32 protein-coding genes are annotated in these 26,790 nt (G+C 59.6%); 18 read left to right on the top strand and 14 right to left on the bottom strand.

The annotated features are described in order from the left end of the window. Positions 1 to 4: 4 nt before the first annotated feature. A complete protein-coding gene (locus LGH70_RS06115) occupies positions 5 to 493 on the bottom strand; it encodes a TlpA disulfide reductase family protein (RefSeq protein WP_226183675.1) in 489 nt (162 codons plus the stop codon). Positions 494 to 1,151: 658 nt separating this feature from the next. Between LGH70_RS06115 and ispG the strand changes: the two genes are divergently transcribed. The 7 genes from ispG to LGH70_RS06080 all read left to right on the top strand — a co-directional run bounded on the left by ispG (position 1,152) and on the right by LGH70_RS06080 (position 6,188). Then, entirely contained in the window at positions 1,152 to 3,152 is a 2,001-nt protein-coding gene (gene ispG, locus LGH70_RS06110; RefSeq protein WP_226183673.1) for a (E)-4-hydroxy-3-methylbut-2-enyl-diphosphate synthase, read from the top strand. An 80-nt stretch (positions 3,153 to 3,232) separates the two neighbouring features. Then, complete coding sequence (locus tag LGH70_RS06105) at positions 3,233 to 3,607, top strand: hypothetical protein (protein ID WP_226183671.1); 375 nt, start codon at positions 3,233 to 3,235, stop codon at positions 3,605 to 3,607. Further along, entirely contained in the window at positions 3,607 to 3,903 is a 297-nt protein-coding gene (locus LGH70_RS06100; protein ID WP_226183670.1) for a hypothetical protein, read from the top strand. Before LGH70_RS06105 ends, LGH70_RS06100 begins: the two co-directional genes overlap by 1 nt. Then, the gene (locus LGH70_RS06095; protein ID WP_226183668.1) at positions 3,869 to 4,306 is read left to right on the top strand and encodes a contact-dependent growth inhibition system immunity protein; all 438 of its coding nucleotides are present in this window, start codon (positions 3,869 to 3,871) and stop codon (positions 4,304 to 4,306) included. Before LGH70_RS06100 ends, LGH70_RS06095 begins: the two co-directional genes overlap by 35 nt. A gap of 32 nt (positions 4,307 to 4,338) precedes the next feature. Beyond that, the gene (locus LGH70_RS06090; protein WP_226183666.1) at positions 4,339 to 5,001 is read left to right on the top strand and encodes a Rossmann-fold NAD(P)-binding domain-containing protein; all 663 of its coding nucleotides are present in this window, start codon (positions 4,339 to 4,341) and stop codon (positions 4,999 to 5,001) included. 119 nt (positions 5,002 to 5,120) lie between these two features. Then, on the top strand, positions 5,121 to 5,774 hold the full coding sequence (locus LGH70_RS06085) for an HAD family hydrolase (RefSeq protein WP_226183665.1): 654 nt from the start codon (positions 5,121 to 5,123) through the stop codon (positions 5,772 to 5,774). Between the two features lie 93 nt (positions 5,775 to 5,867). Further along, positions 5,868 to 6,188: a DUF6984 family protein gene (locus LGH70_RS06080; protein ID WP_431357417.1), complete on the top strand. Its 321-nt coding sequence runs from the start codon at positions 5,868 to 5,870 to the stop codon at positions 6,186 to 6,188. Between the two features lie 4 nt (positions 6,189 to 6,192). Here the strand turns inward: LGH70_RS06080 and LGH70_RS06075 are convergent, their stop codons facing one another. Next, positions 6,193 to 6,654 carry a Cif family virulence factor gene (locus LGH70_RS06075; RefSeq protein WP_226183663.1) on the bottom strand — a complete coding sequence of 154 codons (462 nt, stop codon included), beginning with the start codon at positions 6,652 to 6,654 and terminating at the stop codon, positions 6,193 to 6,195. A 120-nt stretch (positions 6,655 to 6,774) separates the two neighbouring features. Between LGH70_RS06075 and LGH70_RS06070 the strand changes: the two genes are divergently transcribed. The 5 genes from LGH70_RS06070 (at position 6,775) to LGH70_RS06050 (ending at position 9,638) form a co-directional block, all read left to right on the top strand. Further along, positions 6,775 to 7,503, top strand: a complete 729-nt coding sequence (locus LGH70_RS06070; protein WP_226183662.1) for a phytanoyl-CoA dioxygenase family protein — start codon at positions 6,775 to 6,777, stop codon at positions 7,501 to 7,503. A gap of 164 nt (positions 7,504 to 7,667) precedes the next feature. After that, positions 7,668 to 7,844 carry a DUF6728 family protein gene (locus tag LGH70_RS06065; protein WP_167856268.1) on the top strand — a complete coding sequence of 59 codons (177 nt, stop codon included), beginning with the start codon at positions 7,668 to 7,670 and terminating at the stop codon, positions 7,842 to 7,844. Between the two features lie 122 nt (positions 7,845 to 7,966). Then, the gene (locus LGH70_RS06060; RefSeq protein WP_226183661.1) at positions 7,967 to 8,335 is read left to right on the top strand and encodes an MmcQ/YjbR family DNA-binding protein; all 369 of its coding nucleotides are present in this window, start codon (positions 7,967 to 7,969) and stop codon (positions 8,333 to 8,335) included. A 137-nt stretch (positions 8,336 to 8,472) separates the two neighbouring features. Beyond that, positions 8,473 to 8,916: an Rrf2 family transcriptional regulator gene (locus LGH70_RS06055; protein ID WP_226183660.1), complete on the top strand. Its 444-nt coding sequence runs from the start codon at positions 8,473 to 8,475 to the stop codon at positions 8,914 to 8,916. Positions 8,917 to 8,987: 71 nt separating this feature from the next. Next, on the top strand, positions 8,988 to 9,638 hold the full coding sequence (locus tag LGH70_RS06050) for an NAD(P)-dependent oxidoreductase (protein WP_226183659.1): 651 nt from the start codon (positions 8,988 to 8,990) through the stop codon (positions 9,636 to 9,638). A 240-nt stretch (positions 9,639 to 9,878) separates the two neighbouring features. On the opposite strand, the gene leuS is transcribed toward LGH70_RS06050, so the two are convergent. Next, on the bottom strand, positions 9,879 to 12,659 hold the full coding sequence (gene leuS, locus LGH70_RS06045) for a leucine--tRNA ligase (protein WP_226183658.1): 2,781 nt from the start codon (positions 12,657 to 12,659) through the stop codon (positions 9,879 to 9,881). A gap of 407 nt (positions 12,660 to 13,066) precedes the next feature. Between leuS and LGH70_RS06040 the strand changes: the two genes are divergently transcribed. Both LGH70_RS06040 and LGH70_RS06035 read left to right on the top strand, forming a co-directional pair. Further along, positions 13,067 to 13,660, top strand: coding sequence for an FMN-dependent NADH-azoreductase (locus LGH70_RS06040; protein WP_226183656.1), 594 nt, complete (start codon positions 13,067 to 13,069; stop codon positions 13,658 to 13,660). 125 nt (positions 13,661 to 13,785) lie between these two features. Beyond that, positions 13,786 to 14,319: a hypothetical protein gene (locus LGH70_RS06035; RefSeq protein WP_226183654.1), complete on the top strand. Its 534-nt coding sequence runs from the start codon at positions 13,786 to 13,788 to the stop codon at positions 14,317 to 14,319. A gap of 21 nt (positions 14,320 to 14,340) precedes the next feature. Here the strand turns inward: LGH70_RS06035 and LGH70_RS06030 are convergent, their stop codons facing one another. Beyond that, positions 14,341 to 15,033 (bottom strand): spheroidene monooxygenase, encoded by a 693-nt coding sequence (locus LGH70_RS06030; protein WP_226183652.1) that lies wholly within the window; start codon positions 15,031 to 15,033, stop codon positions 14,341 to 14,343. A gap of 112 nt (positions 15,034 to 15,145) precedes the next feature. Next, positions 15,146 to 15,658 (bottom strand): pyridoxamine 5'-phosphate oxidase family protein, encoded by a 513-nt coding sequence (locus LGH70_RS06025; protein ID WP_226183650.1) that lies wholly within the window; start codon positions 15,656 to 15,658, stop codon positions 15,146 to 15,148. Positions 15,659 to 15,803: 145 nt separating this feature from the next. On the opposite strand from LGH70_RS06025, the gene LGH70_RS06020 reads away from it, so the two are divergent. Further along, positions 15,804 to 16,418: an acyl carrier protein phosphodiesterase gene (locus LGH70_RS06020; protein ID WP_226183648.1), complete on the top strand. Its 615-nt coding sequence runs from the start codon at positions 15,804 to 15,806 to the stop codon at positions 16,416 to 16,418. 670 nt (positions 16,419 to 17,088) lie between these two features. Here LGH70_RS06020 and LGH70_RS06015 read toward each other — a convergent pair. Next, positions 17,089 to 17,604, bottom strand: a complete 516-nt coding sequence (locus LGH70_RS06015) for an FKBP-type peptidyl-prolyl cis-trans isomerase (RefSeq protein WP_226183646.1) — start codon at positions 17,602 to 17,604, stop codon at positions 17,089 to 17,091. A gap of 235 nt (positions 17,605 to 17,839) precedes the next feature. On the opposite strand from LGH70_RS06015, the gene LGH70_RS06010 reads away from it, so the two are divergent. Continuing rightward, the gene (locus LGH70_RS06010; RefSeq protein ID WP_226183645.1) at positions 17,840 to 18,331 is read left to right on the top strand and encodes a hypothetical protein; all 492 of its coding nucleotides are present in this window, start codon (positions 17,840 to 17,842) and stop codon (positions 18,329 to 18,331) included. A 41-nt stretch (positions 18,332 to 18,372) separates the two neighbouring features. Here the strand turns inward: LGH70_RS06010 and LGH70_RS06005 are convergent, their stop codons facing one another. Beyond that, a complete protein-coding gene (locus tag LGH70_RS06005; protein WP_226183642.1) occupies positions 18,373 to 20,358 on the bottom strand; it encodes an AAA domain-containing protein in 1,986 nt (661 codons plus the stop codon). A gap of 106 nt (positions 20,359 to 20,464) precedes the next feature. On the opposite strand from LGH70_RS06005, the gene LGH70_RS06000 reads away from it, so the two are divergent. Next, positions 20,465 to 21,019: a hypothetical protein gene (locus LGH70_RS06000; RefSeq protein ID WP_226183640.1), complete on the top strand. Its 555-nt coding sequence runs from the start codon at positions 20,465 to 20,467 to the stop codon at positions 21,017 to 21,019. Positions 21,020 to 21,029: 10 nt separating this feature from the next. Here LGH70_RS06000 and LGH70_RS05995 read toward each other — a convergent pair whose 3' ends face one another. Both LGH70_RS05995 and LGH70_RS05990 read right to left on the bottom strand, forming a co-directional pair. Beyond that, positions 21,030 to 21,629: a hypothetical protein gene (locus LGH70_RS05995; protein ID WP_226183639.1), complete on the bottom strand. Its 600-nt coding sequence runs from the start codon at positions 21,627 to 21,629 to the stop codon at positions 21,030 to 21,032. Between the two features lie 258 nt (positions 21,630 to 21,887). Further along, positions 21,888 to 22,508, bottom strand: a complete 621-nt coding sequence (locus LGH70_RS05990) for a hypothetical protein (RefSeq protein ID WP_226183637.1) — start codon at positions 22,506 to 22,508, stop codon at positions 21,888 to 21,890. A gap of 304 nt (positions 22,509 to 22,812) precedes the next feature. Here LGH70_RS05990 and LGH70_RS05985 point away from each other — a divergent pair, with 304 nt between their 5' ends. Next, on the top strand, positions 22,813 to 23,748 hold the full coding sequence (locus LGH70_RS05985) for an alpha/beta fold hydrolase (protein WP_226183635.1): 936 nt from the start codon (positions 22,813 to 22,815) through the stop codon (positions 23,746 to 23,748). 69 nt (positions 23,749 to 23,817) lie between these two features. Here the strand turns inward: LGH70_RS05985 and LGH70_RS05980 are convergent, their stop codons facing one another. The 5 genes from LGH70_RS05980 to LGH70_RS05960 all read right to left on the bottom strand — a co-directional run bounded on the left by LGH70_RS05980 (position 23,818) and on the right by LGH70_RS05960 (position 26,772). Continuing rightward, a complete protein-coding gene (locus LGH70_RS05980) occupies positions 23,818 to 24,189 on the bottom strand; it encodes a hypothetical protein (protein ID WP_226183633.1) in 372 nt (123 codons plus the stop codon). Positions 24,190 to 24,331: 142 nt separating this feature from the next. Then, complete coding sequence (eutC, locus tag LGH70_RS05975; RefSeq protein ID WP_226183631.1) at positions 24,332 to 25,108, bottom strand: ethanolamine ammonia-lyase subunit EutC; 777 nt, start codon at positions 25,106 to 25,108, stop codon at positions 24,332 to 24,334. Between the two features lie 125 nt (positions 25,109 to 25,233). Further along, complete coding sequence (locus LGH70_RS05970) at positions 25,234 to 25,656, bottom strand: DUF1810 domain-containing protein (RefSeq protein ID WP_226183629.1); 423 nt, start codon at positions 25,654 to 25,656, stop codon at positions 25,234 to 25,236. A 92-nt stretch (positions 25,657 to 25,748) separates the two neighbouring features. Beyond that, positions 25,749 to 26,264: a hypothetical protein gene (locus LGH70_RS05965; RefSeq protein WP_226183627.1), complete on the bottom strand. Its 516-nt coding sequence runs from the start codon at positions 26,262 to 26,264 to the stop codon at positions 25,749 to 25,751. Positions 26,265 to 26,289: 25 nt separating this feature from the next. Further along, positions 26,290 to 26,772 carry a cupin domain-containing protein gene (locus LGH70_RS05960; RefSeq protein ID WP_226183625.1) on the bottom strand — a complete coding sequence of 161 codons (483 nt, stop codon included), beginning with the start codon at positions 26,770 to 26,772 and terminating at the stop codon, positions 26,290 to 26,292. Positions 26,773 to 26,790: the final 18 nt, after the last annotated feature.

Below are 26,790 nucleotides of genomic sequence, written 5' to 3'. Positions count from 1 at the left end.
GTTGCTACAGCAGAAATTTATTGATTTCCGCGCTTAGTTCAGCTTGGGTAAACTCTTTCTCGAAAGTGGCCCGCTTGCTTTTCTTGCCGTTCCATATCACCGTAAACGGTAGGGCGCCCGACCATTTCGGGTCCACCTGCTCCATATAGGTGTTGGGGTCGGTTTCGTTCAGCAGCACCACTTCCGACTTAAGGCCGCGCTTGAGCACGAAGGGCTTCACCTTTTTATCCAGTTGGGAGGCGTAGTCCATGCTGACGAGCAGCACCTTCACTTTTTTGCCGGCGTGGGTCGTGTTCAGCTGCTCAAACAGGGGCAGCTCTTTCACGCAGGGCGCGCACCAGGTAGCCCAGAAGTTGACCACGTAGGTCGTGTCGTTTTGCCGGCTCAGGCGCTTTTGCAGCTCCGGCAATTTGATGACCGACACCCGCTGGGCGTGGCCCGGGGCCGCAACCAACAGGCCCGCGGCCAGGAACAGAATCGGGAAGAGCTTCATGCAGAGGTAAGTGATTTTTAGAAAGACAGCTGCCGCGGCAGAAAGTTGCGGCCCGACACTGCTACGCCTCCGAAAACGAAGTATTCCTAAGGCAAGATATAGCGCAAGTTGATACTGCTCCCAGCACTTCGCGGATCATACCCCGCCCAGGCCGTACCCCAGGTAAACTGACGCCTAAGGCCCAACTGGCTTGTTAGCCATTCTTCGTACGTAGCGGCCAAGCAAAGCTCTTGCTGCTCACTCCAAGCTTCCCATGTCCGAAAAGCCGTTGCAGGAGCAGTAAAGCCGAAAGAAATAGTATGAAGTTGATGGTGGAGGTAAACAAGGTTAAAGTGTACTTCCCACTGATCTATAGATACTTTTTGGATCATATAGTGAGTATAACCGTTGCTCATATCCTGGTATTCTACTGTGAACGGAGCAAAAAGAAGCGGTAGTTCGCTTCTGCTAGTAGCAGGCGAGAGGCTATGTTGCGCAGATACTTGCAAAATGCCGGTAGCAGTATCGAGTCGTAAGTTCATCTTTGGCGAGTTAGCTAGAAAAGCTGATTGTCTTGCCCAAATCCCAACCAAGCGCCGCGTACAAACCTTGCGTACCTTTGCCGTCGGCAACTTTACGCACACCTGCGTAGTTTCTGCTTCGCCTACTTATCTGCCGCATGAGCCTGACTTCCGCCTCCAAGATCTACTGCCCCAGCATCACTGAATACAAGCGCCGCCTTTCGCGGGAAGTGAAAATCGGCGACCTGCCCCTGGGCGGCCTCAACCCCATCCGGGTGCAGAGCATGACCACCGTGGACACGATGGACACCCTGGGCTCGGTGGAGCAGACCCTGCGCATGGTAGAAGCCGGCTGCGAGTACGTGCGCATCACGGCGCCCAGCGTGAAGGAGGCCCAGAACCTGCTGGAAATCAAGAAGGAGCTGCGGAAGCGGGGCTGCTCGGTACCCCTCATTGCCGACATTCACTTCACGCCCAACGCTGCCGAACTGGCCGCCCGCATCGTGGAGAAAGTGCGCGTGAACCCCGGCAACTACGCCGACAAAAAGAAGTTCGACGTCATCGAGTACACCGACAGCAGCTACGCGGCCGAGGTGGAGCGCATCCGGGAGCGGTTCCGGCCCCTGGTCCAGATCTGCAAGCAGTACGGCACGGCCATGCGCATCGGCACCAACCACGGCTCCCTGTCCGACCGGATTCTGAGCCGCTACGGGGATACTCCGTTGGGCATGGTGGAGTCGGCCCTGGAGTTTCTGCGCCTCTGCGAGGAGGAAAACTACTACGACGTGGTGCTCAGCATGAAGGCCTCCAACACCCAGGTGATGGTGCAGGCCTACCGGTTGCTGGTCCAGAAGCTCGATGAGGAAGGCCTGCAGCCCTACCCGCTGCACCTGGGCGTGACCGAAGCCGGCGAGGCCGAAGACGGCCGCATCAAAAGTGCCGTGGGCATCGGCACGCTGCTCGAAGACGGCCTCGGCGACACCGTGCGCGTAAGTCTCACCGAGGCTCCCGAGGCCGAAGCGCCCGTCGCCAAAGCCCTGATTGACCGCTACACCACCCGCGCCGCCGCGGCACAGCCTATTGCCGAAGCCCCGGAAGTGCCCATCGACCCGTTCCAGTACCACCGCCGCATCACGCGCGAGGTGCTGAACCTGGGCGGGCAGAACGTGCCCCGGGTGATGGTGGATATTTCGCGCCTCTCGTCGGTGGAATATGCCGATCTGCGCGCCGTGGGCCACTTATATTCAGCCTTTCTCGACAAGTTTCAGATGAACGACCTGGGCGCCGACTACCTCTACAGCGGCCAGCGCCCGGTGCCCTTTATGCTGCCCAACGGCCTGAAGGAAGTGGTGGACTACTCGGCCTGGCTCGATGCTGGCACCCGCGCCGACCATTTTCCGGTGCTTACCCAGGCTGAATACGCCGCGTCTGGCGCCCGGCACCCCGAGCTGAACTTCGTGTTCCACAACCTGGCTTCCCTCACCGCCCCGGCCCTCGACCAGCTGCGTCAGGATGCCACGGCCGTCGTTATTCTCTACACCGACAATGCCCACGCCATGCCCGAAATCCGCCGGGCGTTTTTCGAGCTGCTGGCCCACGGCATCACCAACCCGGTTATCATCAACCGCCAGTACCCCGCGCTGACGCCCGAGCAAACCCAGCTCTACGCCGCCACCGATGTGGGTGGCCTGCTGCTCGATGGCCTCGGCGACGGGGTGGTGCTGAGCACCGAACTGCTGCCCGAGCGTCCGAAAGAGCATTGGCTCACGACGTTGGACCAGCTCAACCAGCTCAGCTTCGGCATTCTGCAGGCGGCCCGCACCCGCATGTCCAAGACCGAGTACATCAGCTGCCCCAGCTGCGGCCGCACCCTGTTTGACTTGCAGGAAACCACCGCCATGATCCGCAAGCGCACCGACCATTTGAAGGGCGTCAAAATCGGCATCATGGGCTGCATCGTGAACGGGCCCGGCGAAATGGCCGACGCCGACTACGGCTACGTGGGCGTGGGCAAGGGCAAAATTGCCCTCTACCGCGGCCAGGAAGTCATCAAGAAGTCCGTACCCGAAGAACAGGCCGTCGACCAGCTCATCGAGCTTATGCGCGAAGACGGAAGATGGGTGGAAAAAGAGCTGGTGGAAGAGCCGGTGGGGGCGTAGTAGGCAACCCGTTTGTCATGCTGAGCGCAGCCGAAGCATCTCTACCGCTGTGCTAACTCTAACCATGCTTCTCCCGACTGATGCCGCTTCCTGCTATTTCTGATACGCTGCATGATAAGGTCGTAGAGCGGTTTTCTTTTGATTTATTCCGCAAACGTCTGGTAGTCCTTATCTGGAGCAAGCAAGGCAGTGAGCCAATCACCTGGTTGCAGCTTACTATTTCCGGAATCCAGAATATCGAAGAAATTCAGCAAATGCAGGCGGAGGTTGATAGTACCCTCACCAAAAAAAACCGGGCGGCGCTGGGCTACCGCATCGACACATTTGCTTACCAGGAACAACTCGTTTCCAGGCCGGGAGCTATGCATTTGCTTTTGTATATCGACCATTTGCCTCCCATGCGGCTAGATTGTGCGAAGTTTACCCTACAGCACATTTCTCCTTCCGCAACTTGATGCTTGATTTTTATCTGCTGGCTGACAGCCAGTCGAAGTCGGGGCTGAATCATGACCTTAAATACCTCGGTGGTATTCAGGATGATTTATTCTTTCAGTTGCAGCAAGAAGGTATTGTCGAACCGTGGCTTGACTATTACCGCGACTTCCGTTGGGGCAGTGAAATTGTGAATAAGATGTTGCTGAAGCTTCTGCAAAAGTCTGCTGCTTCACAAAGGCCCGCGCGGCTAGATTTTATAGCTATTCTGCAAAAGGCTGCTGATGCGAGAAGTGGGATTGTGGCCAAGGCTGATTGAAATAAATTACATTAACCTACATGAAACACTTAATGAGCTAGAAGGTAGGAGCTTCCTAGCTGAAGCTCCTACCGAATTAATCCGTAAATGTATTGCATATAAAAAGTTGCCAATCGGTGACTTGTCAGTCGAGCAGCTACGTCTATTAATTGGGCAGAATATAGGGTTGCCCTATCTGCTGCCTTTGGCTATAAATATGCTTGCCGTTGACCCATTGTTAGAAGGGGACTTTTATGAGGGTGACTTATTAATGAGTGTATTACGAGTTGACAAGGATTATTGGAAAGAAGATATACGCAACAAAAAAGCTGTAAAGGCTATTCTCGAATTGCATAAATTCAGACTACAAAACGAAGGAATACGAGAATTATGGCAAGCTATTAAGGTATTTGAGGTGGCATAAAACATCCGCCCCGCTCACCCGTCTGCTTCCCCATGAAGATCAACGCAATTCTGACCGGGGCCACGGGCATGGTAGGCGAGGGGGTGCTGCACGAAGCCCTCAACCATCCCGACGTAGAGCAGGTGCTCAGCATCAGCCGCAAGCCCTCGGGCGTAACCCACCCCAAGCTGCGCGAAATCATTCACCACAACTTCCACGACCTGACGCCCATTCAGGACCAGCTGACGGGCTATAATGCCTGCTTTTTCTGCCTGGGCGTGTCGTCGGTGGGCATGAAGGAGCCCGAATACCGCCGCCTCACCTACGATTTAACCCTGCACTTCGCCCGGACGCTGCTGCCTCGCAACCCCGGCCTCACGTTCTGTTACGTTTCGGGCGCCGGCACCGACAGCTCGGCTCGGGGCCGCAGCATGTGGGCCCGCGTGAAGGGGCAAACGGAAAACGAGCTGCTGGGCCTGGGTTTCAAGCAGGCCTTTATGTTCCGGCCCGGCTTCCTGCGTGCCACGCCGGGGCAGCAGCACGTGCTGTCGTACTACAAATACTTCGGCTGGCTCTACCCCGTGCTGCGGACGCTGACGTCCAAATACGTGTCTACGCTGGCCGAGCTGGGACAGGCCATGCTGCATGTAACCCAGCACGGCTACCCCAAACCCGTGCTGGAAGTGCCGGATATCGTAGCGGCGGCCAACAAGTAAGCCGGCCGGAAAGCAGCACTACGGTTTTTTCAAGGGCCAAGGTTGGCAGAGCCCGCAGCAGAAAGTCGCTTAGCCCCGCCGGCGATGCGCTACCTTTGCCGGCCTACCTACTTTCTCGCATGATTCAAACCGTCATCTTCGACATGGACGGCGTGCTGGTTGACACCGAGCCGCTGCACCACGACGCCTTTTTCCGCCACTTCGCCGAGCTGGGCATTCCCATGACGCGTGAGGAGTACGCCACCTTCCTGGGCTCGTCTACCCGCAACGTGTACCAGCACCTGAAGGCGCAGTTCGGGCTGCTGCAGGACGTGGAAACCCTGATTCAGCGCAAGCGGGAGCTGTTCGGCAAGTCGTTCGACGAATCCCGGGAGCTGGACCTGCTGCCCGGTGCCCGACCCCTGATTGAGGACCTGCACGCGGCGGGCGTGCCGCTGCAGCTGGCGTCCTCGGCCTCCAAGGAAACCATTGCCCGCGTCTTCACGCGCTTTGGCCTGTACCCGTACTTCGACAATCTGGTCAGCGGCGAGGATTTCCCTAAGTCCAAGCCCGACCCGGCCATTTTCCTGCACGCGGCCCAGCTGGCTGGCATCTCGCCCGCGCACTGCCTGGTCATCGAAGACTCGGCCAACGGCGTCACGGCTGCCAAAGCCGCCGGCATGTACTGCGTGGGCTACAGCAGTGAGCATTCCGAGGGCCAGGACCTGCACCATGCCGACCAGGTGGTGGCGCACCTGGGCCAGCTCAGCGCCAAGCAGATTCTGGCACTGTAAGCGTCGCCCAGGCGGTGCCCGACTCAGTGGCTCAGCCCTCACATTTCCGGCGGCTTTGCGTATGAGTAGGCATCAGAAAGGAAGAATTTCCCCATGGTCAACCGCGTGCTAAAACTGCCCGAGCTGGGCCTGCTCATCTTCTTGCTGCGGGATAAGCCCAATAAGGACTACCTGCTGGCCAAGCTTTATGCCATTGAGGTGACGGAGCTGGATGCCGAAATCAGCGGCAGCCTGCGCTTCAGCAACTCCCGAACCGACCGTCGGCTGGGCGAGAAAATTGCCGCCACCCGCTTCCTGGACGAAGACGGCGTGCCGGTGTTCGTGTCGCTCTACCTCGACCAGCAGGGCGAGCTATACGAGCTGGACTGCTGGAAAGTAGACGATACGCCTCTGCGGCGCATTCCGGCATTTTGAGGCGCTACTGGCAGCCTTCCTTGCGGCGCGTGTCGATGATGTGCGCGATTTTCCAGCCCCCGGCCAGCTTCACCAGCTGAAACGAGTTGTAGCCGCAGTGGCTGAACTTGGGCCCCACATAAAACTGGTAGGGCGTCCAGACGCTGGCCAGGTTGGCGTCGATGAGCACCTGCTCGAAGGTGATACGCTCGTCGTACACCTCCTTGTGCGGTGTGCCGACGGCCTTCAGAAACTCGTTGACTTGCTCGGTGCCCACCTGCATGGCTCCGTTGCGGCTCACGATGGTGTGCAGCACCACGCCCGGCGCCAGGGTGCTGCGGATCATTGCGCTGTCGGTTTTGCGCATGCCGTCGAAGAAGGTGGTAATGGTCTTCTTCACGGCCGCCGTTTCCGCGGGGCTGGTTTGGGCCCGGGCCGCCGGGCTGCCGGCCGCGAGCAGCAAAAAGGTGAGGAGAGCTTTGGGCATACGAAGTGGGAGAGAGTCAAACAAAGTGGTGGCTAACGACGCGGGCCTTGCCGTGAAGTTGCAAACGAAATCCGGTGTAGCTTTCCGCCTTCAAGCTAGTTATACACTGCCCCTTCGTTGATGCCCGCCCCCTTTGATACTGCCGCTGCCGACTTGCAGACCCAGGGCTTTGCGCTGCTGCCCGGCGTGTTGCGCCCCGCCGAAACGCACGCGCTGACCGCGGCCATAGCGGCGGCACCGGCCACTGGCGCCGGATTTCGGCACAGCAAAGAGCTGTTCGCCATTCGCAACGTGGTAGGCGAAGTTCCAGCCCTATGGCCCATTCTGGCGGCCTCTGAGCTGCCGCAGCTACTGGCCGTGCTGTTTCCGCAGGGCTGCCACCTGGTCAAATCTATCTACTTCGACAAGCCGGCCCACTCCAATTGGTTTGTGGCCTGGCATCAGGATCTGATGATCAGCGTGGATGGCAAAGCTGATCTGCCCGGGTTCGGCCCCTGGACTCACAAGGCCGAAGGCGTGGCCGTGCAGCCCCCGCGCTTCGTGCTGGAGGATATCTGCACTATTCGCCTGCACCTCGACGACTGCGACGCCCAGAATGGGGCGCTGCACGTGGTGCCGGCCTCCCACCGCCAAGGACCGATTCCGGGCCCGGCGCTGCCCCGCCACACCCCGGCTGCGGTGACGTGCCCGGTGCCGGCGGGCGGCGCCATGCTGATGAAGCCCTTGCTGCTGCACGCCTCGAGCCGGAGCACCAGTGAGCGGCAGCGCCGGGTTCTGCATCTTGAATTCTCTTCCCTGGACTTGCCGGCGGGCCTGCACTGGCGTGAGCGGCTGAGCCTGAGCTGTTAATCTGGGCTTTAATGCCCGGGCAGCGGCGGCCGGCCTTTGTGGTTGCCAGCCAGACCGAGCTGCGCACCTCCGGCTTACCCCCAAAGTTTCCCGAATCTATTTACCTTTCGGCCAAATCATTCTGCCCCGCCGGGTGTTTTGATTCTGTACCAAAAGCCACTGATATGGACGGCCGCAACCTGTTTAACTTCGGTCCTGCACTCGGATATTTCTTCCGTAAAAACGACCCCAACCGCAAAACCAACTTCAACCTGCGTACCATGCACTTCATCAATAAGCTGAGCATGGCTATGTTCCTGGTTGGCCTGTGCGTGGTGCTCTACCGCCTCTTTATGCGGTAAGCCCGGCGCAGCCGATAGATAGAAAGACCGGCAAGCTGAACCTGGGCGCTGCTGCCGCACTCGTAGGGTGGCAAAACGCGTTATCCAGGCTCCGCTTGCCGTTTTTTGCGTAAGCTTGCCGTATGAACATCGAAGATTTCCGCGACTATTGCCTGCTCAAGGCCGGCGTAACCGAAGAAACCCCTTTCGGACCCGAAACCCTGGTGTTTAAAGTCGGCGGCAAAGTCTTTGCCCTCACCGACATCGACACCTTCGGCAGCATCAACCTGAAGTGTGACCCGGAGCGGGCCGTAGACCTGCGCGAGCAGCACGACTACGTATTGCCCGGCTACCACATGAACAAGAAGCATTGGAACACGGTACTGGTCGGCACCGGCATTCCCGGCGGCCAGCTGCGCGAGCTGATCGACCATTCCTACGATTTAGTACGGGCCTCGCTGCCGAAAAAGCTCCGCGAGGAACTCACGGAAGCCGAGCGAGGAGAAGAGTAAGCAGCCGCACAAGAGCGGGGTGGCCCGGGCTACGTCGCTTTTATTTTAAACCATATTGTAACCGTATTGGTTACACATGTATCTTTGCAATACTTACTAAGCTCAGACGTCTTCTGAGTGTTCTTGATACTTTCTTCATGCAGATCAGCAGCCGCTTTTCCGTCGCCGTCCACGTGCTTTCCCTGCTGGCCCTGCAGCAGGAGGGTGACGTGCTGCTGACGTCGGAGCGTATGGCCGGCAGCGTAAACACCAACCCGGTCGTGATTCGCCGCATTCTGGGGCAGCTCAAAAAAGCCGGTCTGGTGGAAGTGCGGCCCGCCTCGGGCGGTACCTTCCTGGTTCGGCCGCCGGCCGCTATTTCCCTGCTGGACGTGTACTGCGCGGTGGAAGTGGTGGAGGAAGGTCAGCTGTTCAGCATCCACGATAAGCCTAACCCGGCCTGCCCGGTGGGCCGCAACATTCAGTCGGCGCTGGACGCGACGCTGCAACGCGCCCAAACGGCGCTGGAACAGGTGCTGGCCGGCGCTACCCTGCAGCAGGTCACCACCGACATTCAGTTGAAAGCCGGGTTTACTGGCTGATTTTTTTTGCCTTGAATTGTAACAATAATGGTTACAATGGGTTGTTCATTTTCATTTTACCCTATTAACTCATGAAAATTGCCCTCATCGGAGCCACCGGATTTGTTGGCTCGAAACTGCTCCACGAAGCCCTGACCCGCGGCCACCATGTTACGGCCATCGTGCGCGACCCGGCCAAGCTTGCCGCCCCGCACGAGAATCTGACCGTCGTCACCGGCGACGCGAATAAAGTAGACGAGCTGGCCGCCCAGCTGGCGGGGCACGACGTGGTTATCAACGCCTTCAGCGCCGGCTGGACCAACCCCAACCTCTACCACGACTTTCTGCAGGGCGCCAGGGATATTGAAGCGGCCACCGAAAAGTCGGGGGTGAAGCGCCTGATTGCCATTGGCGGGGCCGGCAGCCTCTACCTTGGCGGGCAGCAGCTGGTAGACGGCCCCGAGTTTCCCGAGGCCATCAAGCCCGGAGCCTCCGCCGCCCGCGACTACCTTAACCTGCTGAAACAGAATACGTCCCTGGACTGGACTTTCTTCAGCCCCGCCATCGAGATGCACCAGGGCGTAACCACGGGCCGCACCGGCCACTACCGCCTGGGCCTGGAAAATCCGGTGTTTGATGAGCAAGGCAAGTGCGTGCTGTCGGGCGAGGACCTGGCCGTGGTGATTCTGGACGAGGTGGAGAAGCCCAAGCACAGTCGCCAGCGCTTCACCGCCGCGTATTAAGACTTTCCTGTCCTTGCGAGGCCAAAGGCCGTGGCAATCCGTCTTCTGCGAAGGTAGTCCTGCCCTTTAGCCAGAAAGCCCTAATGTCTGCCCAGGCGTTAGGGCTTTTCACAGTAGAGGGCTGAGCACATTTCAGCGGACGGATGGCTTCGTTCCTCGCAATGACATACGCAGATATAAACATGCGAAAAGGCCCGCTGGAGCTATCCAACGGGCCTTTTCAATTGATCCAAATTGTGTCTACACTACCACGTTCACCATGCGGCCGGGTACGACGATGAACTTCTTGGCTTCCTTGCCCTCGGCAAAGCGGGCCAGGAAACCGGATTCGCGCACGGCGGCTTCGATTTCGGCGGCAGTGGCGCCGGCGGCAAACTGCTGGGTTTCGCGCACCTTGCCGTTGATGGCCACCGGGTAGTTCACGGTGTCTTCCACGAGGTATTCCTCCCGGAACTCGGGATACGTGGCCGAGCTGATGGAGCCGGCTGCGTGGCCCAGCTTGGTCCAGAGCTCTTCGGCCAGGTGGGGCGCGTAGGGCGAAATCAGGATGGCGAGGGGCTCCAGAATGACGCGCTTGTGCGTGTCGAGGCTGGTCAGCTCGTTCACCGTTATCATCAGGGCGCTGACGGTGGTGTTGAACGAGAACTTCTCGATGTCCTCTTCCACTTTCTTGATGGCCTTGTGCAGGGCCTTCAGCTCGGCGGGCGAAGCATCTTCGTCGGTTACGGCGAAGTCGCCATCCTGGGGGTGGTAGAGGCGCCAGAGCTTCTTCAGAAAGCCCGCCACGCCGCTCATGCCGTTGGTATTCCAAGGCTTGTACTGCTCCAGAGGGCCCAGGAACATTTCGTAGAGGCGCAGCGCATCGGCACCATACTGATTAACCAGTATATCAGGACTTACTACGTTGAATTTGCCCTTTGACATCTTCTCGACTTCCCAACCGCATACATAGCGGACATCGTCTTCAAGAATAAATTCTGCCGTAGCATAATCCGGTCGCCACTTTTTAAAGGCTTCAGTGTCCAGGATATCGTTGTTAACGATGTTCACATCCACGTGCAGGGCGGTGGTTTCGTGCTGGTCTTTCTTGCCCAGGGTTACGAACGTGTTGGTGCCGTTGATGCGGTACACGAAGTTGGAGCGGCCCAGAATCATGCCCTGGTTGATGAGCTTCTGGAAGGGCTCGGCTGCCGTTACCAGGCCCAGGTCTTTGAGGAACAGGTGCCAGAAGCGGGAGTAGAGCAGGTGGCCCGTAGCATGCTCTGCGCCACCGAGATATAAGTCCACGCTCTGCCAGTATTGCTCGGCTTCCTGGCCCACGAAACGCTCGTTGTTCGTGGGGTCCATGTAGCGCAGGAAGTACCAGCTGGAGCCGGCCCAGCCGGGCATCGTGCTCAGCTCGTACTCGTACTGGCCTTTGTACTTCCAGTCCTTGGCGCGGCCCAGGGGCGGCTCGCCGGTTTCGGTGGGCTTGTACTCATCGATTTCGGGCAGCACCAGGGGCAGATCTTCCTCGGCTACGCCGTAGGCCACGCCGTCCTTATAGTAAATCGGGATGGGCTCGCCCCAGTAGCGCTGCCGGCCGAAGATGGCGTCGCGGATGCGGAAGTTGGTTTTGCCCTTGCCGATGCCCCGCGCTTCCAGCTCCTGAATCAGCTTCTGGGTAGCCTCCTTGTAGCCCAGACCGTTGATCAGCTCGGAGTTGATGTAGCGGCCTTCCTTGGTCGGGTCGGCTTGCTCCTCAATGTTTTGCGCATCGGTTACCGGCACGATGGGCAGGCCAAAGTGCTTGGCAAAGACGTAGTCGCGCTGGTCGCCCGAGGGCACGGCCATCACAGCGCCGGTGCCGTAGCCGGCCAGCACGTAGTCGGCAATCCAGATCTGGATCGGCTCGCCGCTGAACGGATTGACGCCGTAGCTACCGGTAAAAGCCCCCGACACGGTTTTGGTGTCGGCCATCCGGTCGCGCTCCGAACGGCGCTTGGTGGCATCGATGTACTCCTGAATGTGGGCCTGCTGCTCGGGCGTGGTCAATTCCGCCACCAACTCGTGCTCAGGGGCCAGTACCAGGAAGGTCGCGCCGTAAATAGTATCAACGCGGGTGGTATACACCTTGATCTGGGCCTGGTCGTGGCCCTGCACCTGGAAGGTAACCTCGGCGCCGATGGACTTGCCAATCCAGTTACGCTGCATCTCCTTCACGGCTTCGGGCCAGTCGATGTGGTCCAGGCCCTGGAGCAGGCGGTCGGCGTAGGCGGTGATGCGCAGATTCCACTGGGGCATCAGGCGCCGCTCCACGGGGAAGCCGCCCCGCTCGGAGAGGCCGTCCTTTACTTCGTCGTTTGAGAGCACCGTGCCCAGGCCGGGGCACCAGTTCACGTAGGTATCCTGCTGATAGGCCAGGCGGTAGGGGTGCACGGCCTGCAGCTTCTGCTTTTCCGTGAACGTCTGCCACTGGCCGGCGGTAAAGCTGTGGCGCTCCTCCTCGTCGCCGGCGGCCCGGATACCCTCGCTGCCGTTTTCGGCAAACTTGGCCAGCAGGGTCTTCAGCGGCTCAGCGCGGTCGGTGTCGAGGTTGTACCAGCTATTGAACAGCTTGAGGAAAATCCACTGCGTCCACTTATAGTACGAGGGGTCGGAAGTGCGTACCTCCCGGCTCCAGTCGTAGCTGAAGCCCAGGGAGCTGAGCTGCTCGATGTAGCGGGCAATATTCTCGCGGGTGGTTTTTTCGGGGTGCTGGCCGGTCTGGATGGCGTACTGCTCGGCGGGCAGGCCGAAGGAGTCGAAACCCATGGGGTGCAGCACGTTATAGCCCTGCAGGCGCTTGTAGCGCGTCACGATATCGGAGGCAATGTAGCCCAGCGGGTGGCCCACGTGCAGGCCCGCCCCGCTGGGGTACGGGAACATGTCGAGCACGTAGTACTTGGGCTTCTCCGAGTGGTTGTCGGCCTTGAAGGTGCTATTTTCTTTCCAGTGGGCTTGCCACTTCTTCTCAATATCCTGGGGATGATAGCCGGGCATGGGCGTCTGCTTAGTTGGATTGCTCTGAACTGGCGAAATTAAGCGGAAATGCCGGGAAAGGGTAATTCTCGATAAGATTGGGCCGGGGCCGGGTATTTTGTCTTGCCCTCAAAGGAATTTTCAGGCGGAGAAAAGCAGGAGCCGTAAATCTGCTGACGAAACAGTTTAATTTATTATTTATATATTTATATAAAATAGATGCTGATTCAGGCTGCGCACGGCAGCCCGGGCAGCCTGCCGGAGCGTCTGGCCGCCCCACCTGCGGGAGGGGCTGGGGCGTTTAGAGGCAGCAGGCAATAGGGGCGAACAGGCAATACGTGTTGAATAGGGTAATGCTATACCAATTTACGAGCGCACCACTACGTACGCTCAATCGGCTGCCTGTCCTTCACCAAACCCCTTGTTGTATGAACGTCCTAGTGGTAAACTCAAGTGGCCGCACCGACCAATCGGTTAGCCGTAAGCTGGTGGCCGAGCTGGTGGCTGAACTCGTGGCCCAGCATCCCGGCCTGCGTATTGCCTACCGGGATGTAGCGGCCGGAATTCCGTGCGTAGATGATGTGATGATCAGCGGGTTGTATATTCCGCAGGAGCAGCGCACGGCCGAGCAGCGGCAGGCGCTCCGCTTGTCGGATCAGCTGGTCGGGGAGGTGCAGGCCGCGGATATTCTCGTTATCGGGGCCCCAATATATAATTTCGGTATTCCGGCGGCTCTCAAAGCCTGGTTCGACCAGATTGTGCGCGCCGGCCTGACGTTCGCCTTCCTGGAAAATGGCTATACGGGGCTGCTGCACGGCAAAAAGGTGTATCTGGTCGTGACTTCGGGGGCCGTGGAAATCGGGAGCAGCCTGGACCATGCCACCCCTTACCTGCGGCTGCTGCTGGGCTTTATCGGCCTCACCGACGTGGAGATTATCAGTGCGGCCCAGCTGAGCTTGTTCGGGGAGCTGCCTATTGGCGCGGCCGAAGACGTTATCCGGCATATTCACGCCCTGGCCTGAGCGAAAATCAGCCTCAGCCGGGTGGTTGGGAGGCATCCGGGTAGAAATAAAAGATGCGGCAAATTGTACTGTAGATTTTATATTGCCGACTTCCGGCATTTTGTTCTACTTTCTATTTGTCTTTTATGAAGCTCTTCTCCTCTCTAACTGGTCTGCTTCTGCTGACGGCCGCGCCGCTGCTGGCTCAGCAGGCACCCGCCAGCCTTCAGGCCCTAGATGAAACCTACGGGTACCGGGGCGCCCGTTTTGAGAGTGACACCAGCGCCTTCCGGGACCTGGCCCTGGCCGAAAAAGCCGGGCAGACGCGCTACTACCGCCGCAAGACCGAGCCCAAAACCCTGGGTGAGGGGCAAGTATCCGACGTTACCTACGGCTTTTACCAGGGCAAGCTCAGCGTGATTTTGCTCAAAACCCAGGGGCTGGACAACAGCCGGGCTATGCTGGCGGCGTTGCAGCAGAAGGCTGGCTCTGGTACCCGCAGCAGCGCCTTTGCCCAGCGCTACGCCTGGAACGGCAAGAAAGTGCACATGAGCTACGAGGAAAACGCCATGAGCAACGACGCCGTGGTGGTGCTGACCTGCAAGAAGCTGAAAGAAAAGGAAATGAAGCAGGCGTTGAAAACCCAGCCAACCACCCGGACTGCCCCCATCGGGAGCTAACCTCAGCCCTGGGCGCCGGGCTTACACCAAGCCTTCCAGCGGATTGCGGCCATCCAGCGTGCCCTGGCTGCGAAGCACCGTAAAGCGGGCGAACAGCTCCTCGCCGTACCATTTTTCTTGCCGGGTGCGCTGAATAACGCCTTTGTGGGCGGCTCCGCGGTAGGCATACTGCTGCATGCTGGCCGCCGACTCCCACACGCTGAAGGTAGCCTGCCGTACCACCGGAATTTCGCCCAGCCCAATGGCGGCCCGCACGCCCTGGGCCTGGGCAAAAGCCGCGCTGGTGGCCGGCACGGCGCGCCAAAACTGTGGGGCTTTCCAGAGCTTGATGGAGGCGCGGGTAAGTACCGCTACCGGCCCCTCGGCTGTGGCAGTCTGGGTTTGGTAATCGAAGGGATTCTGGCCGTCCCAGAGGCCGTGGGCTTTGAGCGGGGCCAGGTGCAGGGTCCAGGTTTCGGCGCTGTGCTGCTGGTAGTTGAGCCAAAGCGGGTGAGCAGCAAAGAAGCTTGCGGCGGCGGCTGGGGTTTCCCACACGGCCATCAGGGCGTAGCGCTGGAAGTTGGGCTTTAGGCCGAAATCGTAGCCACTGCCCAGCATCTTGAAAAAACGCAGGCCCGGTACCCGCTGCAGCTGGCGCGGCGCGGTGCCCATCTGGGCCAGCCCCCAGCGGGTAGTGCCGGGTCGCAGAGTGAAAATAGTGAGCGTGGTCAGCAAGAAAAGGACGGAATAAGCAGGTGGAGAAGGCCGCGCCAAAGGGGGGCTGGCAAAACAACAAAAAAGGGCCGGAATTGCTTCCGGCCCTTCTCGCACTGGCAAGTAGCCAAGCTTACTTCACGTTCACCTTGGCGTGCTCGTTCACGTCGTCGGAGGTGGCCCGCTCCCCGGTAGCCAGGGCCTTCACGTAGGCCGCTACCTGGGTGAGCGTGCTGCTGGGCGTATCCCAGTACTCGCCCTTCTCGATTTCCACTTTCAGGATGTAGATGTTCGGGTCGTCCTTGCCTTTGGCAAACCAGGCGCGCATCGGCTCACTCCAGAGCTTGTCGATTTCGGCCTGGTCGCGGTAGGCGTTGGCGCGGCCCGACACGGACACGTACACGTTGTCTTCGGGTGTGGCGTAGCTCAGGTTTACGTGGCTGTCTTTCTTCACCTCGTAAACTTTAGCCGAATCTTTATCGGTGAGAAACACCAGGGCGCTGCTGCCGTCGGGTTTCTGGGTATACATGGGGCGGCTGCGCAGGCTGCCGTCTTCGTCCTGGGTCGTGAGCATGGCGATGCGCACGTCTTTGATTTTATCGAGCAGCTTGGACAGGTCGTTGGTAACGGGCGATTGATCAGGCATGGGTAGAGGGGTGTTTGGGGAAGAACGGAAAGAATAGAAGCCGCCATACTAGCCAGCGGCTTGTTTGTCTGTACGGTCCGGTAGCCCCCCGGGTTAGCTTAACCAGTGGGCTACTCCCCGGATTTTGCCGTACTTCCCCTCACGCATGAACTTTCTCGCCCACCTGCTGCTTTCCGGCACTCCCGCCGCCACGCCCGACTACGAGGACATTGTCGTCGGCAACTTTGCCGCCGAGGCCGTACGGGGCCGGGCCCAGGTGCTGGCCTACCCCGAAGCGGTGCAGCGCGGCATCCGCCTGCACCGCTTCATCGACTCCTTCACCGATTCGCACCCGGTGGTGCGCCGCAGCACGGCCCGCCTGCGCGCAGCCGGCCTGGGCAAGTGGGCCGGCGTAGTGGCCGACGTAGGCTACGACCACCTGCTCGCCCGCGACTTCACCCAGTTTCACCCCGCCGAATCCTTGCCCGCCTTTGCCCAGCGCCAGTACGCCCTGCTGCAGGCCCGCCGAGAGGAGCTGCCCGAGCGCCTGCAGCACATGTTTCAGTACATGCGCCGCGACGACTGGCTGACCGGCTATGCCCGGCCGGAGGGCCTGGAGCGGGCCTTGCACGGGCTAAGCCGCCGCGTGCCGAGTGCGGGGGTGCTGGTGACCGGGGCGACGGCGTTTCTCCAGGAGCTAGAGGCGTACGAGGCCGATTTCCGGGAGTTCTGGCCGGAACTGCGGGCGGGGGTGGAAAGTCGTATTATGTTCGACGGGTAGCATGAATAATGTAGTACTCTGCTTTTTACTGGTCTGCTTGATAGGGGAGTTGATACTACCAACATAGCTTTGCTAGACTTGTAGTTTAGCGTCTTTCCACGAAAGGCAAGACCATTTGGGCAGTGTTAATTTTTGAACATTATTATTGCTTCTCAATTCATATACTCCACCAAATTCGACGAGTGCGTGCAAAACAGCAATCATAAGATAAGCATATGGCTTACTAATTAAGTTAGGTGTCGATACTTCATAACCGTCTGAATTAACAATGATTATATTTATATATGCGCTTGGGAATCTACTTTCAATTGTGCCTTCTGCTTGATTGTAAATTAAATCTAAACCTGTATTACTAATTGCTTTCACTATAGCTTCTTGAACGTTTGGTAAAGCATCCTGAAAAAAACTGTTCCAAAACCGTACATATCTCAAAAATGTAATTGCTTCTAAATTCCTTATAAGCTTCTGAACCAGTTTAGCAGTTACATCGGTTTGCTAATCGTAAGCTTAAGTGGCTGCATAAAGCTTGCAGCAAGTAATATAAGTTTAATATTACTTGTACAACTAATTGAATCTGTAGCATTGTATGCCAGTGAAAAGCAAGGGTTAGGCCTGATAATAGAAACGGGGCCATACGGCCCCGTTTCTATTATCAGCAAATAGCCAAATCTTAGTGGTGGTGGCCGCCTTCGCCGTGTACGTGGCCGTGGGCCAGCTCTTCCGGCGTGGCTTCGCGCACGTCGGCTACTTTGCCGTCGAAGTGCATCACCATACCGGCCAGGGGGTGGTTGAAGTCCATCTTCACGGTTTCAGCGCCGATTTCGACGATTTTGCCCTGCATGTGGTTGCCCTGGTTGTCAGACATCGGCAGGAAGTTGCCTTCCTGCAGCATCTCCTCGTCGATTTTGCCGTCGATTTCGAAGACGTTTTTCGGAATGTCAACGACGGCCTGCTGGTCGTAGTCGCCGTAGGCCTGCTCGGGGGTGAGGCTGAAGGTGAAGGCGTCGCCGGGGTTTTTGCCGCTGAGCTGGGTTTCAAACTCTTCGGGCAAGCCGCTCTGGCCGAACAGAAACACCATCGGTGCGTCGGCCTCGGCCGATTCTACCAGTACTTTCTCTTGGTTTTCGTCGGTCACGCTCAAGTCGTAGGTGATGGTGACGACTTTATTGGGGCTGATCTGGGCCATACTCGGGGTGGATTAGGTATCCGGGTTGGGTGAAAAAACGGTTTCGGGCGGCTAGTTACGGAAATGACCGGTAAAAAGCGGCGCTGATTGCAAGTGTAAATACTCGCAGCGGTGGGCCAGGGTTTTGCACGGGGAAAGTTCTTGGCGAGCGTAGCACGCCTCCGGGCTGGCCGGGCCAGTAGATTCTGGCTATACTTGTGCCCTGTATCACTTACGTATACCTACCGATTACTTTATGAGTGCCCTCTCAAGCATGGTCATGCTGGCTGCTACAGTATTACTGCTTAACCAATGCCGCTCAACCGCTTCCAGTCCTGAAACCACACTCTACAAAGACGACAGCTCTGATCCGGATCCGCGGGTGCCTTACCAGGGGGTGGAAATGGCCCCGGTAGCAGCGCAGCCCACCCAGTATATAGCCAGGCTGACCTGCAAGCGTGATTCAACGCAGGCACTTTATCTGCAGATGCACCTCAATCCCCAGCAGCATTCCCTGCAAAAACTAGCTTTGGTGTATGTCGGCACTAACCCGAAACACCGCCTGAAACAAGTTGGCGAAGGAACCGGCCATTACGATGCCAAGACGGAGCGCTATTATTTCACGACGTTTTACCAGACAATCTCCGAATTGCCGGGTGGTATGTACTACAATAGCGACGTTCGGCCGATTCACGGGTGGGTTTCCCCGCACTCCAATACCGCCGCACTCCAACCGCTCAAGCTCTAGAGGCAGAAGCCACCAGAGCTTAAGCGGTTGAAGCATCTCTATTACTGCAGCTCCCAGGCCGTGCGGTAGGCGCCGATGCTTTCCACGTAGTCCAGGAAGGCTTTATAGAAGGGGTGGGAGCCCAGGGTGCTGGAGTCGCCGACGATGAGCAGCTTGCGCCGGGCCCGGGTCATGCCCACGTTCATGCGGCGAATGTCACTGAGGAAGCCGATTTCACTCTGGGCGTTGCTGCGCGTGAGGCTGATGGCAATAATATCCCGCTCCTGGCCCTGAAACGAGTCGACGGTGCCGATACTGAGCATGCGGTGCTCCATGAGGCCCACCAGCTCGTCGTTGTCTTCCACTGCGTCTTTCAAATAGTTGATCTGGGCGCGGTAGGGGGCAATGACGCCGATGGTCAGCAAGTCGTCGGTGTGGTCGGCCGGGTCGTATACTTCCAGCAGCTGGGAGAGGCGCTTGAGCAGCAGGTCGGCTTCCTCGGGGTTGGCAATGGAGCGGCTTTCCTCGATGCCCAGCTCCTGGAAGCCGAAGCCGGCCGTGTCCAGAAACTCCACCGGCAAATCGGGGGCAAAGCGCAGGTCGTAGGCGGGCAAATCGGCGCGGGCCACGCTGGGTGCGGCTTTCAGGCGGCCTTCGTAGAACTGGCCGGAGCTGAACTCCATGATCTGCTCGTGCATCCGGTACTGCACTTCCAGCATCCGGGCCGAGTTGGGCTGGCGCTTGATGCACTTCTCGAACAGCGTTTCGCGCAGTCCGTCCCGGGCGGCCTGGTCACTTTTCACCGTGGGGGGCAGCTGCTGATGGTCGCCGGCCAGCACCACGCGGTTGCCCTTGGTTATCGGAATCCAGCAGCCGGGTTCCAGGGCCTGGGCCGCCTCGTCGATAAACACGGTTTCGTAGGTCAGGTGGCGAATGGCGCGGTTCGAAGCGCCCACCAGGGTACAGGTGATGACCTGCACTTTCTCCAGCAAGTCCTCGGTGATGTAGCGTTCCAGGTTGTCGGAATCCTGCAGCATCTGGTGGGCCATTTCCTTGAGCAGGCGGCGCTGTTCGCGCTCCTCCCAGCCGAAGTGGCGCTTGAACTTGCCGGCCTGCTCACGGTACTGCTCGGCGGTCTGGCGCATGCTTTTCAGCTCCCCATAACTCTTGTGCTCCATAATCTGGGCGTCGAGCGTGTGGTGCAGCAGCAAATCCGACACGCGCGAGGGGTTGCCCATGCGAATCACGTTGACGCCCCGCTCGGCCAGCTTTTCGGTCAAGAGGTCCACGGCGGTATTCGAGGGCGCGCACACCAGCACCCGCCGCTCCCGGCGGATGGTTTCCAGGATGGCCTGCACCAGGGTGGTGGTTTTGCCGGTGCCGGGCGGGCCGTGAATAATGGCTACGTCCTTGGCCGCCAGCACGTGGCGCACGGCCGCCAGCTGCGACTCATTCAGGGGCGAAGGGTAGTAGAGTGTGGCTTCGGCCTCGTCGCGGTAGCGGGCGGGGCGGGCGCCCAGCAGCACGTCGCGCAGCTCGGCCAGGCGACTTTCGTAGGCGCCCATCACCTTGCCCAGGGCGTGCTCCATCTCCCGGTAGCTCACCTCGTCGAAGGTCAGATCCACGCCCAGCTTGCTGGCATCGTCGACCCAGTCGGGCAGGTCTTCCTTGTTGGTAGCCAGCAGGATCTTGTTGCGCTTCACGCTGGTAATCACGCCCGATAGGGTAGGGCGGTCGGAGGCGGCGCGGCCGGGGATGTTGCCAAACAAAGCCGCGTTTTTGCCGACCTGAAACAGGTGCAGGCCGCCTTGGCCCGCGGGCCGCTCGATTTCGAGCACCAGCTTGCCGCCGAAGCCGATTTCTTCCTTGGTGATTTTCACCGGGTACCAGGTCAGGCCGCGCTTCTGCCGCTCGCCGATGGTCGCCTGGGCACTCTTGATTTTAAACTGTTCCAGGTCCTCTTTCTGCTCGAGCTTCATGAGGGCCTGCACCTTACGCAGCTCTTTTTCTAGGGCGTAAGGGTCGGTATAGGTAGGTTGTTCAGACAAAAGGGTAGTCGTTTATGAAGTCCGTTATAACAACGGAAACGGCAAAATGGTGGCCGAAGGTCGGGGAGAAAATTAACTTTAGCGGCCGGAATGATATCCTTACCCTATGAAGCATTCTATTTCTGTTTTGCTGACAATAGCAATGACCTTGTCAGCCTGTATGCATATACCCACTGCTTCACATTCCTCTGAAACGCTTGCAACCTGCTATTTCCAGGAGTTCGGGCAACCTATGTCGCTCGGCTATGCAGAATTCGCCAAGATTATGGCTGACTTCGAAAGAAGCACATATGCGTTGGACGTTCTGGTCGTCATCGTAAGACCTGGCAGGGAGGGCCCTAAGCTCAAACGGTTGATTCAAAGTGAATCTGGTTACGCACTCATTACTGCAATAGGTAATCAACAAGATAGTATGCGGACTCAATGCAATGCTGAGTGTCAAGCGGTACTTGCCCACACTGCTAAAGGCTATTTTAGCTTGAATGATGATAGTGAAACAGCGCATGCCCCATATATAAGTCTGTTAATAAGGCGCTCCGGCAAAACGGAGAGTACCTATTATTTCAACACATATGGTCTTTCCTGCCGGAATGATACAATGAACCAAAAAATGGTCTCAGGATACGCGGCAGCGCAGTATCTGCTTGATTTACAGTGGTAAATTCAGCTAATCAGTCATAGTTCAGCACCTTGGTATAATACTGCTTCACTTTGCCGTCAGGGCCGAAAAACAGCAGGTAGCGCACGGTTTTGTTGTCCGTAGACAGCACGTCGCGCACCCGGGCCCCGCCTTCCAGATTAGTGCTCACCTCGGCCAGCAGCATGTTCTTGCCCAGCCGGGAGAAGATAACCACGCTGCAGTCCTTCTGGGCGCCGGAAGCGGCCGTCATTTTGGCTACTACGGGCGAGTAGGACGGCTTGTAGGCGGCCCGCTCATCCATGCGAAAGAGGGAATCCAGCAGCTGCACCTGCGGAAAGGTCTGCGGGAAACGCCACTCGGTGCGCAGCGCGTCGCTGAACGTGACCAGGTCCTGAAATACGAGGCTGTCGAAAACGGCCACGCAGGGCCGGCGGTACTCCTCAAACTCGGGGCTGCGCAGAATGTGCTGGTAGGCCGTCTGGTAGTACTGGGCCGGCGTGGGCGTGGGGGCCGCTGCCGCGGGCCGGATTCGGGGTCGGGCCTTAGTCCGGGACCGGCCGCGGGACTGGGCATCACTATGAAAAGGCAGGATAAGCAGGCTTATTCCCAGAATCCAGGCAAAAAACTTCATCGACTTGCAGCGGGCAGACTGTTGGATTGAGTTGGGCTGCCCGGAGCCAAGATAAAGCATTCTGCCAAGCCCCGCTGCCCGGCGGGCTATTTCGCCCCGGCTGCGTCCCATAGCCGCGCCAGTTCCCTAGCTTCTTCGCGTAGCGGCCGCTCGCGCAACACCAGATTGGCCCGGGCTTGGCACCAGCTAGCACCTAGCGGCGCAGCTGGCAGAAAAGGAGCGGGGTGGAGTAGCTTCTGCTAGTATTTTCAAAAGGCACTACTCTGTAAAGCGCCGAACCCGGGCTCGTTTTCCGAGTGGTCCCCCGCAAAGGGTACTGACGAAAAACTCGCGGGCAATAACGTAGCTGCGCCCGATAAGCAGCAGCCGATACGGACCCTCTGGAGTAAGTCCTTGCGCCCGGGGCTCATGCCCATAGGTTTCCACGCCGTACTGCGCGCAGATGGCGGCCACGGCCTGAGCCACCGGGATAGGCACGCCGCTGAGAATGATGCCGCCCGTGCGCGTCAGGTCGAGCCGGATGTTATGGGCCACCAGCCGCTGCCACCACATGGTCCAGGAGGCCGCCGGAAAGTCATACCACTCGCTGGCCTGAGTCCGCAGCTCCTGGCGGATAGCGGCCAGCAGGGCGGTGGGGTTTTCAAGGTTGCGCCGGGTAGCACGGGCCAGCAGGGTGGCGGCGGGGCCTTGCACGCCCCACAGGAGCGGATGCTCGTGGTGGAAGGATACAGCGGCGCGCCCACTGCGTTGGAGCCGGCCGCTGAGCTTACCCCGAAAATCAACACGGTGGACTTCGGTATCGGTGGTCAGCTCTAGGAAGGTGCTTTGGGAATAGCGGATCTGGCCGAAGGGGTAAAGCTGAGTGAATTGCGCCATCATGCCGGGAAGCTAGTAGGTTTCCTCGGGTTAGAGCGGTGAGTGGCGGTTCGTTGCTCAGCCTGGGGGCAGTAGGAGCAAGCTGCCGTAGCGGAGTAGAGCCGGCAGGATGCATAATGGATACCGGGATAAACTCTGGGTGCAGAGCGGCGTATGGGAAATTATGTCTTTCGACTCCTGCGCTGCGCGGGAGTCGGGTGGGTAAAAGTCCTGCGGCCCGGGCCGCTGGGCTGCCCGCCTTTTCTGTTCTCCCTCCCGTTGCTCCGTGGCCTCACCACCTGCCCGGTAGCCTGTTTTTTCCTATTCTATGGCACTGCACTACCGCCGCGGCGGCTCCGGCCCGGCCCTTCTCCTGGTTCACGGCATCGGCGGCAGCTGGCGCTCCTGGAATACGATTTTCGCGGCCCTGGCCGCCCACTACGACGTAATTGCCGTGGATTTGCCCGGGCACGGAGCCTCGCCGCCCCTGGCCGGGGAGCATACCACCGGCACCCTGGCCGACGCGCTGACCGACTTTCTCACCGAGCACCACCTGCGGGGCATCGACGCGGTGGGCAGCTCGATGGGGGCCCGGCTGGTGCTGGAGCTGGCCCGTCGCGGCGGCGTGCTGGGCGCGGTGGTGGCCCTGGACCCCGGTGGGTTCTGGGAAGACTGGGAAGTGCCGTTCTTCTATCATTCCGTGGCTGTTTCCCAGCAGCTGGTCGTGGCGCTGCAGCCCGTTATGCCCGCCCTGATGAACTCAGCGGTGGGCCGCACGGTGCTGCTGCCGCAGTTTTCGGCCCGGCCCTGGGCCGTTGATGCCGACCAGGCCCAGGATGAAATGTACACCTTCGCGCACACGCCCGTGTTTGGGGAGCTGCTAGACCAGCTGGCCCACGGCGAAAAGCAGCAGCCGGCACCGGCCGGCAGCATCCCGGCTCCCCTGGTTATTGGCTGGGGCCGGCAGGATCGGGTGTGCCTGCCCCGGCAGGCGGGGCGGGCCCTGACTGCGTTTCCGGATGCCCAGCTCTACTGGTTCGACCACTGCGGCCACTTTCCGCAGTGGGACCAGCCCGCCGAGACTACCCGGCTTATTCTGGCCGTGCTTCGGCGGCAACCATTCCGCCAGCGGGATATTGCCCGCCGTGTCGAAGCGGCTGCCGTACCTGCGCGAGTGCCAAAAATAGCCGCCCTGGTGGCAGGGGGGGCTGTGCTGGCCGCTGGAGCGTGGCTGCTGCAACGCTGGGTAGAACCCCGCCGCTAATTTGCTGCCTAACGGCGCCGGTAAAGATGCTTTGCTATGGCGTAGCGGAGCGGTCGGGTAGGGCGGTGCTCAGGCAAAAAAGTCGCTCGAATCGGTTTGGCTGAAGTACTTGTTCAGGCGGCCCAAATCGGCGAAGATGGGCAGGATGATGCGCATGAACTCCCGCACCGTGGCTTCCGAGTCGGCGTAGAGCAGCAGACGGGCGTCGGTGGAGAAGTCCTGCAGGTGCTCCAGCAGCTCGGGGGCCTCTTCCTCCAGAATGGTGCTGATGTGCTCTTCCCACGACGGGCCGCCGCCGCCGAAGCCATATTTCTCGAACAGGTAGAAATAGCCCTCCAGGGCCGGGTCGGCCTCCACGTCGGCCGTAATGCCGAACTGGGCATCCTCCACGCGCATTTCCGGCGGAATCGAGAAAATCTTGAAGGGGAAGGTGCTTTCCATGAGTAAGGCTAAAGCGCAAAGCTACGTCCAATCCTGTAACGCGAAGTTCTACTGCGCGAGGTGGGGAACGATACGGATGGCGCTACATGCCCCTGCCGGGCGGCGCGGCCGTCAGCGACGACCCGCGAAGCTCCGCTTCGCGCTACTCTTCCAGCAGTCCGGTTTCGTCTTTCAGGGCCACGCCCGAGAGCTGCCGCCGCAGGGCCTCCTGCACCAGCAGAAACAGCTTTTCGGCCGCGGCCGCGTAGCCCAGGCCTTCGGGACGGATGTTGGACACGCAGTTGCGGGCCTCGTCGGTGAGGCCGGGGTGGGGGGCGTAGGTGAAGTAGGCGCCCAGACTGTCGGGGGCGCTCAGGCCGGGCCGCTCGCCCAGCAGAATCAGGGCCAGTCGGGCATGCAGCACCGCCCCGATTTCGTCGCTGAGGGCCACGCGGGCCTGCTCGGCCAGCACCAGCGGGGCCAGGCTACAGCCCGCCTGCCGCAGCCTGGGGAGCAACAGCTGCAGCAGGGGCACCGCGTGCTGGTTCAGGGCCGTAGCCGATAACCCATCGGCCAGAATAATAGCAATATCAGCCGCTGCGGGGGCCATTTCCTGCAATTCTAGCCGGGACTCATCCCTGAGCTTACGGCCCAGATCAGGGCGCCGCAGGTAGATCTGGCGGTTGTCGGCCTGGCTTTTTACGTGACAAACCGGGAGCTGCAGCGCCGACAGCTCCGCCAGTAGCCGCCCGGTTTCCAGCTCGGAGTATACCGCGTCGCGGGCGTGGGCATGGGCCAGCCGGAAGGCCAGAGCCTCGCGCAGGGGCACGCTCGTACCGGTACGGCCCAGGGCAATGCGGGCGGCGGTAAAGGCGCGCAGGCCCACCCAGGGGTCGGGCGGCGGATTGGGCGGGGGCAAAGCCGGGCTGTTCTCGGTCATGGCTGGTAGGTGGGGATGTAGAAACGCATAGTTGCGTCTCGTCGGTGAACGACTGAACCCGCGCTGTCACAACATCAGCAACGATTGAGACGCAACTATTCGTCTCTACATCGTTTAGGCGGTTTTTACCCCAGCTGCTGCAGGGTTTTGGCGTCCTGGGTGCCGCCGAAAAACTTGTCCAGCACCCGCTGAAATACCGGGTCGGCGTTATCTAGGGCCGCAAACAGTGTCATGGACGACCTGAGCTTCACATCGTCGGGGCTGCCCAGGATGCGGGTGGCATCGGAGCCGGGCAGCGCCAGCAGGGCCTCGCTGATTTCCCGCAGCCGCGGCCCCAGCACCGGGTGCGCCAGGTAAGCCTCAGCTTCGGCCCGGTCCCGGATGGCGTAGAACTTCGACGTTTCGCTGAAGCCCAGACCCTGAATCTGGGGAAAGATATACCACATCCAGTGGCTGGTTTTGCGGCCCCGCCGGATTTCGGCCAGGGCCGTGGCGTAGTCGGTTTGCTGAGCGCTGAGGAAACGCTGTAAATCGGGAGCTTGGGACATAGCGGGGCTTTTACGGGGAGAATAGAGCGTAAACTGTGTACGCAAAACCGGCCCGGCTAGCCATTCTGCCGCGGCCCGCGGCTTGCCCCGCGCTACAGCTCGTTTTCCAGCAGGTCCTTTTTCAGACTGGCGGTTTTGAGCTTTTTATGATGCAGCACGTAGCGCACGTCGGCCTTGTTGTCGATGGAAAGCTGGATGTGGTAGTAGTTGATATGCTCCAGAATGGCAAAACCATTGGCCAGGAATGCCCAGCCAAACAAGTCGGGCATGGCCCGAAAGTGCCCGGCTAGCTGCAGCTGCGCATAAAAGACCACCGGCATCAGGAGGATCAGCACCACATTAATGCGCCTGGCCCGCCGGAACAAGAGCAGGTTGGCCGGGGCATCAAAGGGCCGGTTGGTGAGGCGGTAGAGCTTGAGCTTCCAGTAGTGCTGGCCTTGCAGCAGAATGAAAATGCAGACGGCCACGCCGTATTCCAGGAAGAGAATAGCGGGGAGAGGGTTCCGGAAGAACAGGTAAGCCGCCAGCAGCGGAAACGTGAAAAAAGCGTGTGCTCTTTCCAGAGGATAATACGTGCTTAGCCGTTTAATCAGGGCCTGTTTGCTCATGTCGGCAGGTTGTCAGGTAGTACGCTTAGGCCTTGGTGAACTGCTCGATAAGACCCGCCAGGTGCGGAAACTCGGCGCTCAGGGCTGCCCGCTGGGCCAGCTCGAAATCCGCGAAGTCGAAGCCCGGGGCCACGGTGCAGCTCACCAGGGCGTAGCCGGTTTGGGACTGAAGGCGGGCGGCAAACCAGGTGTGGGCCGGCACCACGGCCTGCGGTACTTCGCCCCGGCTGAAATCCGGGCCCAGGACGATGGTGGTGGGCTGCCCGTCGGCTATACAGACGATTTCCAGCGCCTGACCCTGGTGAAAAAACCACAGCTCATCCGACTTGATGCGGTGAAGGTGCGACTTGTCCTCGTTTTCCAGCAGGTAGTAAATGGCGGTGCTGACGCTGCGGTGCTGCCCCGAATTCGTCGTCAGGCTGTCGGCTGAGCGGTAGGTTTCGCGGAAGTAGCCGCCCTCGGGGTGGGGCAGCAGGTGCAGCTGGTCGATGGTGTCTTGGGCGGTCATGGCGGCGGAGCGGGGTAG

The sequence above is a fragment of the Hymenobacter nitidus genome (genome assembly GCF_020447315.1).
Classification (GTDB): Bacteria; Bacteroidota; Bacteroidia; order Cytophagales; family Hymenobacteraceae; genus Hymenobacter; species Hymenobacter nitidus.
The sequence above is the reverse complement of the archived record's forward strand: the minus strand, read 5'-3'. Positions and strand labels throughout refer to the sequence as shown.